At 36.8% G+C, this 16,980-nt stretch carries 16 protein-coding genes; 6 read left to right on the forward strand and 10 right to left on the reverse strand.

What is annotated here, in order from left to right; genetic code table 11:
- Window positions 1-7 precede the first annotated feature (7 nt).
- The 3 genes from BW951_RS01820 to pdeM all read left to right on the forward strand — a co-directional run bounded on the left by BW951_RS01820 (window position 8) and on the right by pdeM (window position 5,486).
- The gene (locus BW951_RS01820) at window positions 8-1,588 is read left to right on the forward strand and encodes an ATP-dependent DNA ligase (protein ID WP_076390217.1); all 1,581 of its coding nucleotides are present in this window, start codon (window positions 8-10) and stop codon (window positions 1,586-1,588) included.
- 639 nt (window positions 1,589-2,227) lie between these two features.
- Window positions 2,228-4,675, forward strand: coding sequence for a ligase-associated DNA damage response DEXH box helicase (locus BW951_RS01825; RefSeq protein ID WP_139326073.1), 2,448 nt, complete (start codon window positions 2,228-2,230; stop codon window positions 4,673-4,675).
- 166 nt (window positions 4,676-4,841) lie between these two features.
- The gene (gene pdeM, locus BW951_RS01830) at window positions 4,842-5,486 is read left to right on the forward strand and encodes a ligase-associated DNA damage response endonuclease PdeM (RefSeq protein WP_076390218.1); all 645 of its coding nucleotides are present in this window, start codon (window positions 4,842-4,844) and stop codon (window positions 5,484-5,486) included.
- Between the two features lie 18 nt (window positions 5,487-5,504).
- Here pdeM and BW951_RS22350 read toward each other — a convergent pair whose 3' ends face one another.
- From BW951_RS22350 to BW951_RS01845, 4 genes are all read right to left on the reverse strand, one after another.
- Window positions 5,505-6,026: a GNAT family N-acetyltransferase gene (locus BW951_RS22350; RefSeq protein WP_084196334.1), complete on the reverse strand. Its 522-nt coding sequence runs from the start codon at window positions 6,024-6,026 to the stop codon at window positions 5,505-5,507.
- Between the two features lie 3 nt (window positions 6,027-6,029).
- Window positions 6,030-6,611, reverse strand: a complete 582-nt coding sequence (locus BW951_RS22355) for a 5'-methylthioadenosine/S-adenosylhomocysteine nucleosidase family protein (protein ID WP_084196335.1) — start codon at window positions 6,609-6,611, stop codon at window positions 6,030-6,032.
- A 10-nt stretch (window positions 6,612-6,621) separates the two neighbouring features.
- Complete coding sequence (locus BW951_RS01840; protein ID WP_076390219.1) at window positions 6,622-7,320, reverse strand: DsbA family oxidoreductase; 699 nt, start codon at window positions 7,318-7,320, stop codon at window positions 6,622-6,624.
- Window positions 7,321-7,618: 298 nt separating this feature from the next.
- The gene (locus tag BW951_RS01845) at window positions 7,619-7,987 is read right to left on the reverse strand and encodes a hypothetical protein (RefSeq protein WP_076390220.1); all 369 of its coding nucleotides are present in this window, start codon (window positions 7,985-7,987) and stop codon (window positions 7,619-7,621) included.
- Window positions 7,988-8,325: 338 nt separating this feature from the next.
- Here BW951_RS01845 and BW951_RS01850 point away from each other — a divergent pair, with 338 nt between their 5' ends.
- Window positions 8,326-9,057: an MBL fold metallo-hydrolase gene (locus BW951_RS01850; protein ID WP_076390221.1), complete on the forward strand. Its 732-nt coding sequence runs from the start codon at window positions 8,326-8,328 to the stop codon at window positions 9,055-9,057.
- 11 nt (window positions 9,058-9,068) lie between these two features.
- On the opposite strand, the gene BW951_RS01855 is transcribed toward BW951_RS01850, so the two are convergent.
- Together BW951_RS01855 and BW951_RS01860 are read right to left on the reverse strand one after the other, a co-directional pair.
- Complete coding sequence (locus tag BW951_RS01855; protein WP_123906798.1) at window positions 9,069-9,410, reverse strand: helix-turn-helix transcriptional regulator; 342 nt, start codon at window positions 9,408-9,410, stop codon at window positions 9,069-9,071.
- Between the two features lie 521 nt (window positions 9,411-9,931).
- Window positions 9,932-10,561 (reverse strand): chloramphenicol acetyltransferase, encoded by a 630-nt coding sequence (locus tag BW951_RS01860; RefSeq protein WP_084196336.1) that lies wholly within the window; start codon window positions 10,559-10,561, stop codon window positions 9,932-9,934.
- A gap of 350 nt (window positions 10,562-10,911) precedes the next feature.
- On the opposite strand from BW951_RS01860, the gene BW951_RS01865 reads away from it, so the two are divergent.
- Entirely contained in the window at window positions 10,912-11,754 is an 843-nt protein-coding gene (locus tag BW951_RS01865; RefSeq protein ID WP_076390224.1) for an NAD(P)-dependent oxidoreductase, read from the forward strand.
- A 138-nt stretch (window positions 11,755-11,892) separates the two neighbouring features.
- Entirely contained in the window at window positions 11,893-12,402 is a 510-nt protein-coding gene (locus BW951_RS01870) for a pyridoxamine 5'-phosphate oxidase family protein (protein WP_084196337.1), read from the forward strand.
- A 146-nt stretch (window positions 12,403-12,548) separates the two neighbouring features.
- On the opposite strand, the gene BW951_RS01875 is transcribed toward BW951_RS01870, so the two are convergent.
- From BW951_RS01875 to BW951_RS01890, 4 genes are all read right to left on the reverse strand, one after another.
- On the reverse strand, window positions 12,549-13,340 hold the full coding sequence (locus tag BW951_RS01875; protein WP_084196338.1) for a phosphatase PAP2 family protein: 792 nt from the start codon (window positions 13,338-13,340) through the stop codon (window positions 12,549-12,551).
- Window positions 13,341-13,514: 174 nt separating this feature from the next.
- A complete protein-coding gene (locus BW951_RS01880) occupies window positions 13,515-14,267 on the reverse strand; it encodes an SDR family oxidoreductase (RefSeq protein WP_076390226.1) in 753 nt (250 codons plus the stop codon).
- Window positions 14,267-14,767, reverse strand: coding sequence for a CinA family protein (locus tag BW951_RS01885; protein ID WP_076390227.1), 501 nt, complete (start codon window positions 14,765-14,767; stop codon window positions 14,267-14,269). Before BW951_RS01885 ends, BW951_RS01880 begins: the two co-directional genes overlap by 1 nt.
- A 64-nt stretch (window positions 14,768-14,831) precedes the next feature.
- Window positions 14,832-16,967 (reverse strand): catalase, encoded by a 2,136-nt coding sequence (locus BW951_RS01890; RefSeq protein ID WP_076390228.1) that lies wholly within the window; start codon window positions 16,965-16,967, stop codon window positions 14,832-14,834.
- Between the last annotated feature and the right edge of the window lie 13 nt (window positions 16,968-16,980).

Consider the following 16,980-nt stretch of genomic DNA (forward strand, 5'->3'; position numbering starts at 1 on the left):
AAAATTTATGAAACATTTCGCAGAACTGATCAATGCGCTCGAAAGCACCAATAAGACCAATGCAAAAATCGATGCCATCATCGATTACCTGGAACGTGCGCCTGATGAAGATAAAGTCTGGTTCATCGCTTTGTTTACAGGCAAAAGACCCAAGCGGAATGTGAACACAAATTATATGAAAGAATGGGCTTTGGAAATCACAGAATTACCCTTCTGGCTGTTTCAGGAAAGCTACTCTTCAGTCGGAGATTTAGGCGAAACCATTTCCCTGATTCTTCCACCGCCAACGGAAAAAATCGAACGTTCTTTGTCGGATTGGATGAATGACATCATCAACTTAAAAACAAAAACCGATGCTGAGAAAAAAGAATTTGTCCTCAATTCGTGGAATGGCTTGGATTATACGGAACGACTGATTTTCAATAAATTATTGGGCGGAAGTTTCAGAATCGGGGTTTCAGATAAAACATTGATTAATGCTCTGACGAAATCTTCCGGACAGGAATCCAGCGCATTGATGCACAGTTTGATGGGAAAATGGCAACCAACAGAAGCTTCATTTCAGGAATTGATTTCGGCTGAAAATGTAAATCCGGATAATTCAAAACCCTATCCTTTTTGTCTGGCTTATCCATTGGAGAAAGATTTGGAAGAACTCGGGAAACCCGATGAATGGCTGATTGAATACAAATGGGACGGAATCCGCGGACAGATTATCAAGCGTAATGATGAAGTCTTCATCTGGTCGAGAGGAGAAGAACTGGTGACGGAACAGTTTCCCGAAATTGCAGAAACCGTTCAGCAAATGAACGGAAATTTCGTAATTGACGGGGAAATTCTCGCGGTGAAAGACGATAAAGTTTTAAATTTTAACGAATTACAAAAACGTCTCAATCGAAAGACATTAACAAAGAAAATGCTTTCCGAAATCCCGATTGAAGTCTTTGCATATGATCTTTTGGAACTGGAAGGAAATGATTTGCGTGATAAACCCATCTCCGCAAGACGTGCCATGCTGGAAGAATTATTATTGAATGAAAATCCTGAAAACATCAAAATTTCCGAATCAATAGAATTTGAAAACTGGGAAGAATTAAACCAGATCAGGGAAAATTCCAGGGACATCAACAGCGAAGGTTTGATGCTGAAACAAAAGAATTCACATTATCATTCCGGACGAAAAAAAGGCGATTGGTGGAAATGGAAAATCAGTCCTTTAACGATTGATGCCGTTCTGATTTACGCCCAAAAAGGAAGCGGAAGACGAAGTGCTTATTACACCGATTATACTTTTGCCGTGAAAAATGAAGATAAATTGGTCACCATCGCCAAAGCATATTCCGGATTAACGGATAAAGAAATTATGGAAGTCAGTAAATTTGTCAATAAGAATGCTATTGAAAAATTCGGTCCCGTTCGAACTGTAAAAGCTGAACTTGTTTTTGAAATTGCTTTTGAAGGAATCGGTTTCAGCAACCGTCATAAAAGCGGTGTTGCATTACGTTTCCCGAGAATTTTACGATGGCGGAAAGATAAAACGGTGGATGAAATTGATGATTTGGAAGAAATAAAAAAATTGATACAGTAATTATAAACGCTAAGATCGCAGGGTTTTTATTTAAAACTTTGAAAACATATTTCGTTCACAAGGGCGTTTCACTCAGCCACGAATTTGTGCTATCATTTGCTGAACGAAGTGCCTTCGCGAACGAAAATATAAAGAATTAGAAATCAAAAAAATCTTCGCGCTCATTGCGTTAAAAAGAATAAAACAGTGAATGAAATTGATGATCTGGAAGAGATTAAGAAATTGATACAGTAATTATAAACGCTAAGGTCGCAGGTTTTTTATTTAAAACTTTGAAAAATATATTTTGTTCGCAAGGGCGTTTCACTCAGCCAAGAATTGTGCTGTCATTTGCTGAACGAAGTGCCTTCGCGAACGAAAATATAAAGAATTAGAATCAAAAAATCTTTGCGCTCATTGCGTTAAAAAGGATAAAACAGTGGATGAAATTGATGATCTGGAAGAAATCAAAAAATTAATACAGTAATTATAAACGCTAAGGTCGCAAGATTTTTATTTAAAACTTTGAAAGGCGTTTCACTCAGCTACAACTTGTACTATCATTTGCTGAACGAAGTGCCTTCACGAACGAAAATATAAAGAATTAAAAATCAAAAATCTTTGCGCTCGCTGCATTAAAACAAAAACATAATTTAAAATTTGAGCAACTTCGAAAATACCAACGGCTTCAAAGTCATTCAGCAGTGGATGGCGGATAAAGGCAATTCCCCTTTTAAATTTCAGGTCGATACGTGGCAGAGATTTGAAAACGGCTACAGCGGAATGGTAATTGCACCGACCGGTTTCGGAAAAACATTTTCTGTTTTCTTAGCATTGTTAACCCACTTTTTAAACCATCCTGAACAATATGGAAAAGGTTTAAAAATGATCTGGATCACGCCGCTCCGTTCTTTGTCAAAAGACATTGCCAAAGCGATGCAGGAAGCCATTGACGAAATCGGATTGGATTGGTCTGTTGGTGTAAGAAACGGCGATACCGATCCGAAAATACGGCAGCAGCAGGTAAAAAATATGCCTGAAATTCTTGTGGTGACACCGGAAAGCTTACATCTTCTTCTCGGGCAGAAAAACCACGAACGTTTTTTTAAGGAATTAAAAACCATCGTTGTGGACGAATGGCACGAATTGCTCGGTTCAAAACGTGGCGTAATGGTGGAATTAGGCATTTCCCAGCTTACAAAATATGTTCCCAAAATGAAAATCTGGGGAATTACCGCAACCATCGGAAATCTGGATGAAGCCATGGAAGTTTTAATTCCGTATGACATTAAAAAAACAAAAATTACCGCCAAAGAACAGAAGAAAATTGATATTCTCCCCGTTTTTCCGGATGAAGTGGAAATTCTTCCGTGGGCGGGACATTTAGGCGCAAAATTAGCCGATAAAATTGTTCCTATTATTTTAGAATCGAAATCGACGATTGTTTTTACGAATACGCGAAGCCAGAGTGAAATGTGGTATCAGTTGTTGCTTGAAGCCTATCCCGATTTTGCAGGGCAGATTGCTATTCATCACAGTTCGATTGATGCTCATTTGAGGATCTGGATCGAGGAAAATCTAAGTTCCGGAAAGTTAAAAGCCGTCGTTTCCACCTCTTCTCTGGATTTGGGAATTGATTTCAAGCCAGTTGATACCGTTATTCAGATTGGCTCTGCAAAAGGTGTTGCGAGATTTTTACAGCGGGCAGGACGAAGCGGTCACTCCCCTTTCGAAACTTCAAAAATTTACTGTGTTCCGACGCATTCCTTGGAACTGATTGAAGTTGCCGCTTTAAAGGAAGCCGTAAAGCAGAAAGTGATTGAGCCGAGAGATCCGCAGGTTTTGTGTTTTGATGTTTTGGTTCAGTTTTTAATGACTTTGGCGGTCGGTGACGGATTTTATCCGCAGGAATTGCATGAAAGAATTAAAAAAGTATATGCTTTTCAGGAAATGACGGACGAAGAATGGAAAAGTATTCTGGATTTTCTAACCATCGGCGGAAGTGTGCTGAAAAGCTATGAAGAATTCCATAAAATTGTGATTCAGGAAGACGGTTTGTATAAAGTAACGTCCCGAAAAATTGCCATGCTTCACAGGATGAATATGGGCGTTATCGTAAGCGATGCGATGCTGAAAGTGAAATTCATTTCCGGCGGTTATATCGGAATGGTGGAAGAATATTTCATTTCAAAACTTAAAAAAGACGAAAAATTTATTTTGGCAGGAAGAGTTTTGGAAGTCGCGATGATTAAAGATATGACGGTTTTTGTCCGTGCTGCCAAAGGAAAAGCTTTTGCACCGAGTTATCTGGGAGGAAGACTGCCTTTAAGCTCAAATTTAGGACAATTTTTAAGAGAAAAGTTATCCGGAGCGCTTAATCCGAAAGCTTCAGAAAAGGAACTGAAGTTTCTGCATCCTTTGCTGATGAATCAGGAAGAACGTTCTCACATCCCGAAAGAGGACGAATTTCTGGTGGAACTCATTAAAAACCGCGAAGGATACCATCTGTTTATGTATCCATTTGAAGGTCGGCTTGTTCACGAAGTGATGTCGGCTTTAATTGCCTACAGAATCTCCAAACTGGCTCCCATTTCCTTTTCAATGGCGATGAATGATTATGGTTTTGAACTGTTCAGCGACAAAGAAATTCCGCTGAATGATGAAAATCTCCATAAAATTCTGAGCAGGGAAAATCTGATGACAGATGTAATTTCCAGCATCAATTCAGCAGAAATGGCAAGAAGAAAATTCCGTGACATTGCGGTCATTTCCGGAATGGTGATCCAGAATTATGCAGGAAAACAGCGTTCTAACAAATCTCTGCAAAGTTCGGCAGGATTAATTTTCAAAGTTCTCGAAGATTACGATCCGAACCATTTCCTTGTAAAACAGGCTTATACAGAAGTTTTCAATGCGCAATTGCAGGAACAGCGATTGGTAGAAGCCTTTAAACGGATTGAAAAATCAAAAATAATTCTGAAATTTGCCAATACTTTTACCCCGCTGAGTTTCCCGATAAAAGTGGACAGTTTGCGACAGACACTTTCCAGTGAAGGACTGGATGCGAGAATTCAGAAACTGATTCAGCAGGCAAAAAAAGGAAAATAGAGCTAATTGTCAATAAGTCAATTATGAATTTTACGGCGTTGTGTCATTCAGAACATAGACAGAAAGTCTACGAACGCAGTTCAGAAGTGTAGTGAAGAATCTATTTTAAATTTGAGATTCTTCCTTCGTCAGAAGGACAATTGCAATGCTAACGTTTTTATATCAGATGAAAATAGTAACAAAAAATATCCATATTCAGGATGAAGTCTTTACGTTAACCAATCAGAGAGCATTATTCTGGAAAAAAGAAAAAGCCTTGATCCTGTCGGATCTTCACATTGGAAAAACCGCCCATTTCCGCAAAAACGGAATTGCCCTTTCCGATCATATTTTTGAAAATGATCTGCAGCGATTATCCGTTTTAATCGAATATTTTCAGCCGGAAAAATTTATTGTTGTCGGCGATCTGCTTCACGCAGGAGACAATTCCGGTGTAGACAAATTCTGCGAATGGAAAAATGAATTTCCAAATCTTGAATTTCATCTTGTAGAAGGCAATCACGACAGAATTTCAAAGAAACTCGAAGCCAAACTCTGTCTTAATTTCAGAGATGAAACCTTAAATATTGATGATTTTTTATTCGTCCACGATTTTCAGAAAAAGAATGAAAAATTTCAGATTACGGGACACATTCATCCCGGATTTGTCATTAATTCTGTGGTAAAGAAAATCAAACTTCCTTGTTTCGTGGTGACAGAAAACCAATTGTTACTTCCTGCTTTCAGTGAATTCACAGGTTTAGACACAAAAAATCTCCCTAAAAAAGGAAGATTCTATGTATTTACGGATGCTGAAATTTATGAGATTTAGGAGAAAATTTAAATAAAATCAGTCTAAAATTTTCTTCATCATCAGATCAGTCTGTTCGTCATTTCCCAAACGGAAAATATGCTTGTCAAATTCTTCAAAACCATTCTTCTTGTAAAAATTGACGGCTCGTTTATTCTCTTCCCAAACTCCCAGCCAAATGTGTTTTTTGTGGTGTGAAACGGCAATATCCAGAGCTTTGCTGTACAAAAGCAGTCCGACTTTTTTACCGTGATACGAGCTTTTCACATAAATTCTTTCAATTTCCACAGACGATTCGTCCTGAAGTTCGGTTTGTGCATTTCCAAAATTAATTTTCAGATAACCTACTGCATTTTCTCCATCATAAGCGATATAAAACTCAGAATAAGAGTTATTTAATTCTTTTATCAGTTTTTCTTCCGCAAAACTTTCGGTAAGATACTTCTGAATCTGCTCTTCTGAGTTATGAGGTGCAAAAGTTTCATAAAATGTCTCTTTTCCTATTTTCTGAATGCTTTCAAGATCACTGAGAGAAGCTTTTTTAATGATAATTGCCTCCATTTTTTACGAAAACAAAATTTTATTAAAAGCTTCCGAAGCCAGATGAACCTGAACCGCCCAATCGTCCGCGGCATCGCTTCCTGCATCGTCGGAAATATATTTCAGGCACAGGAAAGGAATTTCTTCCTTCATCGCGATCAAAGCCAAAGGATAAGCTTCCATATCCACAATATTATACACCGTTTCCGAATGATTCATCTCGAAACTGTCGCCGCTTCCGCAGATTCCTTCCGGAAGATCGTGTCTTTTCAATCCGTATTCCAGAACCGGCGGAATTCCTGAAAGCGGGGTTTCGTACAGGCTGAAACCAAGTCCTCTTACATCCATATCGCGCTGGATGAATTTTGTACAGCATACAACATCTCCTTTATGGAAACTTTTGCTTCCGGCAGAACCCAGATTAACGATTAGTTTTGGTCTTTTGCGGTAGATTTCTTTCGTTAATTCCATTGCTGCATTTACTTTTCCGATGCCTGTAATCAGTTTGTTTTCATCATTAAACACTTTTCCTGCTTCAGAATCCAAAGCAAAAACAAAAAGGGTGTCTTCAACCGAAAACTGGAGTTCGTCGTTTATCTTTATCATTTAATTAAGCTTAAATTTCACAACTGTCTGTATCACAAGAAGCTCCGTTATCCGAAAGATTTTGCAGTGGAGTTACCGTTTCATCGTAAGTCTGCTGCAATGCACTGGCAAAAAGTTCCACAGGCTGCGCTCCTGAAACCGCATATTTTCCGTTCAGTACAAAAAACGGAACGCCAGAAACGCCATTGTTTCTCGCTTCTGTAATGTCTCTGCTAATTTCTTGATTATATTCTTCGGAAGCTAAAACTTTCTGAGCTTCTTCCTGATCAATCCCCAAAGAAGCGGCAAGATTAACCAGTGTTTCCACATCTCCTACATTTTTACCATCTACAAAATGAGCGATGAAAAGAGCTTCTTCCATTTCGTTTGCCTTATTGTATTTTTTGGCTAAATGCAATAATTTATGAGCGGAAAATGTATTGGTAATTAATGCTTTTTCAAAATTAAAATCAATTCCGGCTCCACTTCCCATCTGTTTTACCTGCGCGATCATCTGCTGTGCCTGAGCTTCGGGGAAACCTTTCTTTTCTTTAAAATATTCGGAAGTTGTCTTTGTTTCTTTCGGGTCTAAGGTAGGATCTAACTGAAAACTTTTCCACTCCACTTCTACCTGATCTTTAAAAGGCAGCTTTTCCAATGCTTTTTCAAAATTGTTTTTTCCTATATAACAGAACGGACACGTCACATCCGACCAGATTTCTACTTTCATTTTCAATATATTAAAAATTAGGCACCTACATACTATTTTACACTTAATTAGAAACTAAAAATTCATAGGATATTATATATAAAAATAACATTTAATACTATATCCTATGAACAATTTTTTAGACTTATTATTTAAAGTTAAATTCCTATTTAAAGCTTTTATATTCGTAAAGTATATAAAGCATTCCAACATCTATTAAAGTGGCTACAAATAAGAATCAACCTATAATTAATGGTTATTTATCAGCTTTTTATTTAAAAGGTTGGGATCAATTTGAAGTAATTGAAACTGAGGAACATTAAAATCTTTCGATATTCCAATCATATATGATTTTTAATACATCAAAATTCATTGTTTCCAATTCTTTTTGAAAATTTTTATTTAATTCTTTATCTTTATTTTCTGATATAATAAAGTTCTTCTTATTATTATTATATTGAGGTATTTTAGATATTGAATAAAATATGTTATCAGGTAAATTATTACTTAAAAAATTAAACAATTTACTTGACGGAAATTCATCATTATATGTTAATATTAAAGTAGATTTTGTATTACATTCTATTGATTCGTAGTTTGTTAAGTGAAATAAATATAACAAAAATTCTTTATCTTCATCATAGTTTTCACTTTGTGAAATATCATAAGTAAAATGGTATTTTCTCATAGTTTTTATTTTTAAAATTTAAGCTACAAAAATACGAAGAAATCACTAAATGTTGATTACGGAAAACCACAATTACATCTCACTATAATGAAAAATAGTGAGATTTTTTTATTTTACCGTTAACTGTTTACGTCGAATCTTAGATTTCACTTAAATAAGCACACAGAGCGTTTTTTTATTTTTAAATTCTTTTTCTCTGGTTTATTTTGTGATTTAAAACAGCAGCACAAAAATACTCAATTTACCGCTAAAAATTTCCCTGCATTTATTGGTTTTGCTGATGAAAAGTATTGACGGAAATATTTCATTGTTTTATAAATAATCAGGAAATTTGCTCCATGAAAATCATACCACTGAAAGAAGGAAATTTTTCTACCAATAAGACAAAAGATTTTACCCTTTTAACTGAAGAAAATAAAGACACGATAAAAGGAATCAGAATGTCTGTTACTCCTTTTTTAGTTGTTACAGAAAAAGATAGTATTCTTCTGGATGCAGGAATCGGATGGAAAAATGAAGATGGAAAAACGGTGATTTCAGAAATTCTGGAAAAGGAAAATATTCATCCTGATCAGATTACTAAAGTTTTGCTGTCTCATCTTCACAAAGACCATATCGAAACAACGATTACCAGAACTGAAAACGGATTTGAACCTGCTTTTCCGAATGCTGAAATCTATATCCAGAAACGGGAACTGGCTTTTGCCATTGAAAACCGGGGAAATTATTCTTTTGATTTTGATACCCTCGAAAAACTGATCGAGCTCGAAAATATTGTCTGGATGGATGAAGACAGAGGAAATATTACGGACGAAATCTCCTTTGAAGTTGTCGGTGGTCATACTCCGTTTATGCAGGTATTCTGGATTAAAGAAAGCAATGAAACGGTTTTTTACGGCGCAGACAATCTTCCGCAACAGTCTTACCTCAAATATCATCTTGCTTACAAAAGCGATTTCGACGGAAAAAGAGCGATGAATTTAAGAATAAAATGGGAAAAAGAAGCTGTTGAAAATCATTGGAAAATTTTACTGTACCATGATCTGGAGAAAGCCGTGTTAGAATTTTGAAAAAAAATGGTTTAAAGATCATTAAACCATTTATAAATATCCAGATCGGAAGCAATGTTGAGTTTTTTCCGAAGTCTGTTTTTCCTATTCTGTATTGCCTTTGGAGTTACAAACGTGTAGGTTGCAATTTCCTTCGTGGTTAAATTAAGCTTTAAATAAATACAAAATATAAGCTCTGAATTTTTAAGGTCGGGCTGGATTGCAGATAACCTGCTGAAAAAATCCGGCTCTACCAATCTGAATTTATTCAGCAGACGAGGAGAATTTTCTTTTGCTAATGCTAAAATTTCGTCCTGTACAAAAATCTTTTGGTTTAAATCTTCTAAATTGAATTCAGTTTTTTCGTTTTTCATAATTTTTCTCATCTCTTCTAATTTCTGATGCTTTTCCGACAAGCTTCAGCATAAATCTCTTCGTTCTCTTACCTCAGTTTTGTCCGATGAAGCCAATTTTCTGAGGTGTTTTTAAGTCTTGAATAATTCTTACTGTTTCAATAACATCCTTTTGCTTACTTTTTTCTTTACTTACTGTATTTATGCTTAAAATAATATCGTAAAAACAACGATTAAGATTTTAACCAAAGACAAAGAAAGAAAAAATGATTAAAATTTTACATAATAATAAATACCACATACATACCACGTTATTTCTGCTGTCGCCTTATTTTTCGGGATCCTGTTTCTGATATTTCAATTACCTGAGAACAAATCTAGAAGTTTTTGTCATCTTTTTTTATGATTACGATCAATACCGTAATTAAAAAATGAAATATGGGAATTACAGCCGCAACAATGCGGATTCTAAAGCAACAAAAAAGATCGCTTCAGAGATGTATGCAGAAAAAGTAAAATATAAAATGGAATTTTAAATGTATTTACCCGAGATTCAGTTGTTTCTGGAATTCCTCAAAATACTGCGCAAGATGTAATCCGTCTGCCAAACCGTGGTGCGCTTCTATGGAAACAGGAAGAAATTTTTTCCCGTCTCTCACGCTGAATTTTCCGAAGGCTATCTTGGGAATACATTCTTTAGGATCGAAATTCGTAGGATGCAGCAGTGCGCTGAAAGATGTCCACGGAATAGAAGTATGTCGGATATGATTGATCGGCAAACCATCATTGCTGATTCCCAGTCCTGTAGAATTTTGTACGGTTCTCACCTGTTCCTGAAGTCTTTCATTAAAAACTTCAAAATCATCAGAAAAATGAAAAAAAGAAAATCCGAAAGTTCCGTCTTCTCTGCCAATTGTGCTTCCCACATGAACCTCATCATATAAAATTACCTCATCATTTACAATTCTCAGTTTCAGCGCATCTACAGAGTTTACGGCAATCATAGATTTGTAAAGATATGCCGCAAAAAACGACTTTTTATTTTTTTTCGCCTCATCATAAGCTTTGGTACAGTCTACTTCCGAAGTAAATCCGAAATACGGACTTTTCATTTTAGAAAAAAATTCGAAATGCTCTTTCCTGTTCCAGCTCTCCATATCTATAATCTTCACTGCTCTATTTTTTGCAAATGTCTGTAAGTTTTATCAATTATAAAAGTTCTGAAGAAATAAATGTATTCTGCAACGTATTTTTGTACAGGATTTGCAGTAAAAACTTCAAATTATTATTTAAAGTTTGTGTAAACTAATTTTAAATTTTACCGCAAAAGATACAAAAGACTTTATTGGATTTATTTTAAGTGTTTCAAAAGTCTGCAAAGAGAAAAAAATCTTTGATTTTTTTTAACTTATGTGCTCTTTTTTCCATTTAAGTATTAAACTTAAACAACTAAAGTGTTACAATCTTTTGCATCTTTTGCGGTAAAAAAGTTTAAACAAGTTTTTCAACAAAACTATTGGAAATGAAGGAAAAGACAGGATTTATCGGATTGGGAAATATGGGACATCCGATGGCAAAAAATTTAGAAAAAGCAGGAATTACACTGTCGGTTTATAACAGAACGCCCGAAAAAGCGGAAGATTTTAAAGAAAAATCTGTTGTTTGCGATACCGTTGAGGATGTGGTAAAAAACAGCGATATTATTTTCACCATGCTTACGAACGATGCCGCAGTGAAAGACGTTTATCAGAAAGTTCTTTCACTTGATATTTCGGAAAAGCTTTTTATTGATATGAGTACGATTTCGCCGGAAATGACGGGAGAAGTTTCGAGTGCGGTAAAAATTAAAGAAGCCGGTTTTATCGATGCTCCGGTTGCGGGAAGTACAAAACCTGCTGCAGAAGGAACATTACTGATTATGGCAGGTGGAGATGAAAAAGATCTTAAAAGAGCCGAACCTTATCTGCAAAAGCTTGGAAAAACCATTAAACATTTGGGAGAAAACGGAAAAGGAATTGCCGCGAAGCTTTCGGGGAACTATTTTCTTTCAGCAATTTATCAGGGACTTGCAGAAACGGTGCTGTTCTCGGATAAACTGGGAATCGACCGTAAAGATATGCTTGAAATCATTAATGAAAGTGCAAGCGGAAGTGGCGCTACCAAAGTAAAAACGCCGCTTTTAACGGAAGAAAATTACGATCCCGCTTTTGCTTTGGATCTGATGCTGAAAGATATTATTCTGGCTAAAAATGCAGGGGCAGATTTTCCGTTGTCGGAAACTTTAATCAGAACGTATCAATCTGCTCATGATGAAGGTTTTGGAAAGGATGATGTGATCGGAATCATTAATTATCTGAAAAAATAGCTCAACAAAAATCTTCTGAAAATATATCGTCTTCTGTTATTTTTATGTTGAATTTTTCAATTGTGGTCGGGTTTTTGAATAAACAACAGTAATTAAAATTCAGTTTTAATAGAAAATCAATCACTAAAATATAATATTATGTCAACAGAAAATCTTACCCACACGGAAGCGGTTAAAAAAATTAAGGAATTATCTGAAAATGCAAGAATCTGTATGTTTTGTACAGAACTGGATAAACTTCCGATCAATTCGCGTCCGATGTCGCTTCAGGAAACCGATGACGAAGGAAATCTTTGGTTTATCAGCGGAGATACAAGCAACAAAAACTTTGAAATAAGAGACGATAAAAGAGTTCAGTTGTTTTTTATGAATAATTCTGATTACGAATATCTTTCGGTTTACGGAGATGCCACTATCTACAAAGACAAATCGACGATTGAAGACAAATGGTCGCCCATGGCAAAAGCATGGTTTGAGGAAGGAAAAGATGACCCGAATGTATCCATCATCCGTGTAGAACCTAAAGAAACGTATTACTGGAACACAAAAGCAGGAAAACTGGTGAGCCTTTTCAATTTTGTAGCGGCAGCGATTACAGGAAATACGACCGATAATTCTGATGGCGTTGAAGGAAAAGCAACCGTTTAAACTAATAAAAATTTGTTTAAACTAATTAAAAAAAATAGTTGTGTATTAATACAGTACCTTTTTTAGTTAAATAAAAAGTTTAAACAGACTAAAAAATTAAGATAAAAAGCAGTGGAGAAATTCACTGCTTTTGTTTTGTCTGATGATTAAAAATTCTTCACAAATCCTATTCCTACATTTCCTTTCTGATAGTAAGGCATCATCATCGCCTGAGATTTATCCGAATTTCCGCCTAAAACTTTATTGATTTTCGGATAAAGCCAGTACGCCAGTTCGGTAGACAAAATCCCGAATCCTGCTCCACCGATTACGTCTCCGAACCAGTGTTTATCGTTCAGCATTCTGTACACTCCTGTAAAAACCGCCAGAGAATATCCTGAAATTCCCAGCAAAAGATTGTGGTCTTTATATTCCCTGAACATAAACTGCGCCGATGCAAATGCAATTGCCGTATGCCCCGAAGGAAAAGAAAGCCTGTTGGAATGATCCGGTCTTTCTTCTTTTACAGCGTGTTTCAGCGGAATGGTAATGGCAGAAGTGATCATCATGGAAGTTCCGTAGATAATGCTTCTGTCCCTGAAATTATGTTTTCCTTTCACTCCGAAGGCATTCAGTCCGTAAACCAAAACTGCGGGAGCAAACTGTGTATAATTATCCAGTTTAATATGATCCGGTTTATGTTCGCTTATTTCATATTGCGTGGAAGAATTCAGCGTCTTTAGTTCGTCAATACTCAGACTGGCAATTCCGTAGGAAATAAGTACGGTAGGAACGATCAGCTTTTTATAGCTGAACTGATGGGTCTTATCCTCAGGCAGACTTTTCAGAACCATTGCAGAATCTGCATTGTCTTTAAACTGCAGACTGTCTGTTTCCTGAGCGCAGATCCATTGAAAACTGCTAACGAATAAAAATAATCCTGTACAGAATTTTCTCATAAGATAAAGGATTTTAATGATCAAAAAAATTGATCTGTATTTCCTATCAAAGATAAGTGAATTGTAGAAAAGGTGGTTTAGACATTTAAAATTAATCTTAATTCTTATCCAAGCTAAATAAAAATAACCCACACAAATGTGCGGGCTAAAGCTAATTTATAGAATAAGGCAAAGTTATCCGTTAACAACAATTCCTCCGTTGGGATGAAAAACCTGTCCGGTAAGCTGTGCTGCGTCTTCACTTGCCAAGAAAAGAAAACTGGTGGCAACTTCTTCCGGTGTAGCGTTTCTTTCGAAAGGAGGTTTGTCCGGGTTTTCTTCCTCTTCATCAAAAGTTTCTTCTGTTAAAGGCGTTGTTACCGGTCCCGGAGCGACTGCATTCACGCGGATTCCTCTGGGTTTTGCCTGTAATGCCAAAGATCTTGTAAAGGAAACAATGGCTCCTTTGGTTGCTGAATAATCCAACAGTTCAGGATGTCCCTGATACGCCGCTGCCGAAGTCGTATTAATAATGGAACTCCCCTCTTTCAGATACGGAAATACAACTTTGGTTAACAAAATCATTCCGATGATATTTGAATTGAATGTTGTCCGGATATTTTTTTCTTCCAGCTCTTCAATATTTTTCGAAGGAAACTGAATTCCCGCATTGTTCACAAGAATATCGATTTTTCCGAATTCTGAAATTACTTTTGAGGTTACCTCTTCACAAAATTCATAATCATTAATATCCCCTTTGAAAACAGAGCATTTTTTGCCCAGATTTTCAATTTCTGACTTTGCTTCGAGGGCATTTTTTTCATCCGAATGATAAATGATCGCAATATCTGCGCCTTCTTCAGCAAAAAGCAGGGCTACAGCTTTTCCGATTCCGCTGTCGGCTCCCGTGATAAGGACGGTTTTACTGTCTAATTTCAATTCCCTCATTATTTTAAAATTAAAAGCTGGTTGATTTCACTTTTAAAACAGCCTAAAATAAATTCGGTATAGTACAACTGAGCATTCAGTGCCTGTGTTTTTGGGTGAAGTTCCAGTTTTTTAGTCAGTACAATTTCTCCTTTGTACGAGAAAGAAAAGTAGGCAAAAATCTTATACGAGGAATTACGGATCGGCGTACAATATCCCGTTGTCGCAATAGACCAGTCGGATTCGAAAAATTTGGCGACATTTAAAGCCATTGTTTCTGCAATATTTTCCGACACGCAGTCGCATTCTTCGGCTTCGGCCTGATCTACGTTCAGCAGTCTTACTTTTTCGGGTAAAGTGTAGGTGGTCATTCCGCCTTTATAAAACAATGATGCATTGGGCATTTGTGAAAAGGCAAGCTGTAAACAGCCGGAGGTAACGCTCTCTACCACAGAAATGGTTTCATCAGCGGTAATGAGCGACTGACTGATGTAATCTAAGAGGTTTTTTTGAAATTCCATAATCTTTAATATTTTAAGTGGTTGTGGTGTGTATAAAATTTCTGTCTGTGCAGATCAAAATTTATTATGCATTTCTTTCAGCTTCAAGCTCCCATACTCTGTGGTTGGCAATGGCTTCCGTAAATTTATGGTCGGGATCAGAATCTTCCCAGTTTACAATGGCAGGATCTTCATGCTTTTTCACTGCGACATTGCTGTTTTTATAAATTACTTCTGTGCCTTCTCCAAAATAAATTGCTTTGCAGTGTTGATATGCTTCATTGATGAAATGCAAAACTTTGTGTTTGTTTTCTGCGTTCATAAGCTCTTTGGCTGCCTCTTCTCCCGCTCCGACAAACAAGGCATCAAAACATACGCTTGCCGTGCTTGTAAGAGAATGTTTCGGTGTTAAAGCATCTCCTTTGTCCGTCTTTACCGGAGCCAAACTTGGTGCGATAATTTCTACAACGGCATTCTGATCCTCCAGTTTATTTTTTAAATCATTTATAATGCCAAAACCTGCTCCACTGGCAACAATAAAGCCTATTTTTCTTCCCTGAATTGTATTTTTTACAGTATTTGCCATACTCAAGGCTTCAGAAGCTCTTGTATGGGCTTCTCTTTCTTCACTTTGCAGATCTGCAGGGTTGCTGTCTGCCGGAAGACTCTGGTTTGGAAATTCCAGCTCTTTTACCTCAACGCCCACTTTTGAAGCAACATTCTGCGCAAGAGATTTATCAATAAAATTAAGCTGTCCGACCACTCTTTCCCGAATTTCCGGAATGGTAACTTTCGACAGTTCAAAAATCAGGGCGTTCTGAAGGTGTGTTTTTTCATAATCGGACTGGCTGTTGTAAAATAATTTTGCCTGTGAGTAATGATCTACAAAACTTTCGCTTCGGGCTCTTATTTTTGTCCCAGAAACTCTTTCCTGATGTGAGGTAAATCCTCCTTCCGACATCATTGCCTGAAAAGGACATCCTCCTCCGATAGAATTGGGTTCGTAGCTTACTTTTCCTTTTACGATCTGCTGTCTCATGTGTCCGTCGCGCTGGTTGTTGTGAACGGTATTTACAGATCTGTTGATCGGAATTTCATGGAAATTGGGCGAACCTAATCTTGAAAGCTGTGTATCTGTGTAGGAAAATAGTCTTCCCTGCAAAAGAGGATCGTTGGAAAAATCGATCCCCGGAACCAGATGTCCCGGATGAAAAGCCACCTGCTCTGTTTCTACAAAGAAATTATCAGGATTTCTGTTTAAAGTTAACGTTCCGAAAATTTCCACCGGCACTTCTTCTTCAGGAATAATTTTGGTGGGATCGAGAAGATCAAAATCAAATTTATCTTCGTCTTCTTCGGGAATTAATTGTACTCCGAAATCCCATTCCGGAAAATTACCGCTTTCGATAGATTCCCAAAGATCTCTTTTGTGAAAATCCGGATCTACTCCCGAAATTTTCTGTGCTTCGTCCCAAGCTACGGAATGAACGCCTAGTTTTGGCTTGAAATGAAATTTTACAAAATGGGCTTTTCCTTCATCGTTAATAAATCTGAAGGTATGAACCCCAAAACCTTCCATTCTGCTGAAACTTCTCGGGATGGCTCTGTCGCTCATTACCCACATAATCATGTGCATACTTTCGGGCATCAGAGAAATAAAATCCCAGAAGGTATCATGCGCCGAAGCAGCCTGAGGAATTTCGTTGTGTGGTTCAGGCTTTACAGCATGTACAAGATCCGGAAATTTAATGGCATCCTGAATAAAAAAAACTGGTATATTGTTTCCTACGAGATCGTAGTTTCCTTCTTCTGTGTAAAATTTTATGGCAAAGCCTCTTACGTCCCGAGCTAAATCTGTACTTCCTTTGCTTCCTGCAACGGTAGAAAATCTTACGAAAACCGGCGTTTCTCTGTCTGTTTCTGTTAAAAATTTAGCTTTTGTATATTGTTTAAGGCTTTTCTTCAGCGTAAAAACGCCATGCGCTCCTGATCCGCGTGCATGAACAATTCTTTCCGGAATTCTTTCATGATCAAAGTGGGTAATTTTTTCTCTCAGAATAAAATCTTCCAGTAAAGTGGCGCCTCTTTCTCCTGCTGTAAGAGAATTCTGGTTATCATTTATTTTAAGTCCCTGATTGGTTGTAAGTTTTGTATCGTCATTTGATGTGGTGTGCGACGCGAGCTGATCCAGCTTATCATTCGTCGTTTTTTTGTCTTTCATAATTTTACTATTT

It is taken from the genome of Chryseobacterium gambrini, assembly GCF_900156825.1.
Lineage (GTDB): Bacteria > Bacteroidota > Bacteroidia > Flavobacteriales > Weeksellaceae > Chryseobacterium > Chryseobacterium gambrini.